The sequence below is a fragment of the Rhodoferax sp. ZS1R8 genome (assembly GCF_056521325.1).
Map to the genome: position 1 here is coordinate 1 of NZ_JBWMBA010000076.1, position 1,433 is coordinate 1,433.

A 1,433-nucleotide genomic window follows, 5' to 3' on the forward strand; every position below is an offset into this window, starting at 1 on the left:
GGCCCAGCGCACACGCAAAGGCCGTCACAAGCAGCCCTCCACGGACCACCAACACCACCACCAGCAAAGAGATGGAACTGATCAACAAGTGGAACAGCCCTGACAACACAGTAACCCAGGCGAGCAGTTCGACTGGGAAAATGACCTTCTTGACCAGATTCGGTTGGTCGACGATGAGATTGGGTGCCTTGCCGGCCACCTCGGAAAATAGGTTGAAGACCAGAAGCCCCGCAAAAACCTGAAGCGAAAACTCAATCCCTCCACCCTTGGTAGATCCGGGCCAGCTCTGCTTGAACACCCCAATGAACACGAAGGAATACACCCCCAGCATCAGTAGGGGCGTCAGAAACGACCAAGCAAGACCCAGTAGCGAGCCACGGTAACGCCCCAAAACATCACGTCTGGCGAACTGCCAGAGTAACGAACGGTTGCGAATGGGAATGTAGGAGCGTTGCAGACTTGTCACACCGCATAGTTTAACGGTGCCAACCATTGGGGCAAATTCACCAATCTGTGCGGGTTAGGATGCGCAATCTACACCTGAGGTGGCACTGCAAGTAAAGTTGCCGTGTAAGCCTGCCCACGAACGGGTCGCACACACTCATACTAAACAGGAGCATCCCATGGTCAAAAAATTACCGAAAGTCGACATTTCCAAACTCACTCCCACCCAGATGAGCGAGTCTGTCAAAGATTCGGCTCAGCAAATCTGGCAGGCGGGTCTCGGGGCTTTCACCCGCGCCCAGGCTGAGGGCTCCAAGGCCTTTGAGTCCTTGGTGAAAGAAGGTGTCAGCATTCAGCGCAAGACCCAAAGTGCCACCGAGGCCAAGATTTCAGAGGCGACCAGCAAAATGTCAAATATCGCCACCGACATCAGCTCCAAGGCTTCGGGCCAGTGGGACAAGCTCGAAAATATATTTGAGGAACGGGTAGCCAAAGCCCTGAACAAACTAGGCGTTCCGTCCGCAAAAGACATCAATGCACTGATCGAGCGTATTGACGAACTGAACAAGGCTGTGCAAAAGTTGTCGGCCAACGCACCCGCTGCGAAGGCTGCAGCCCCGGCAAAAACCAAGGCGCCAGCCAAGAAAACCAAGCCCCCGGCTAAAACCAAGCAGGTTTGACGCTGGGTGTGCGCCACCTTGGTGAGGGCGCGCGCAAGCGCCCTTTTTTACGTCCCTTGTCCCCTGTATTGACGTGCTGCGTCGCAGCAAATAACACGCCCATCGCACCCTACACTTTCCACCTATGAACGCAACTGCCAAAACGCCTCCCAAAATAGCACTGGCACTGGCCGGCGGCGGCCCTTTGGGTGCAATCTACGAAGTGGGTGCTATGTGCGCGCTGGAAGAATCGCTCAACGGCTTGGACTTCACCAAGCTAGACCATTACGTCGGCGTATCGGCCGGCGGCTTCATTGTGGCGGCGCTGGC

The 1,433-nt window shown here is 55.6% G+C and carries 3 protein-coding genes; 2 read left to right on the forward strand and 1 reads right to left on the reverse strand.

Annotated features, from left to right (window positions below; all coding sequences use genetic code 11):
* The coding region (locus AC097P_RS23880) for an ABC transporter permease (RefSeq protein ID WP_479612916.1) at positions 1-493 on the reverse strand (493 nt) is incomplete at its 3' end.
* 130 nt (positions 494-623) lie between these two features.
* Here AC097P_RS23880 and AC097P_RS23885 point away from each other — a divergent pair.
* Positions 624-1,124, forward strand: a complete 501-nt coding sequence (locus AC097P_RS23885) for a phasin family protein (protein ID WP_479612917.1) — start codon at positions 624-626, stop codon at positions 1,122-1,124.
* Between the two features lie 124 nt (positions 1,125-1,248).
* The coding region (locus tag AC097P_RS23890) for a patatin-like phospholipase family protein (RefSeq protein ID WP_479612918.1) at positions 1,249-1,433 on the forward strand (185 nt) is incomplete at its 3' end.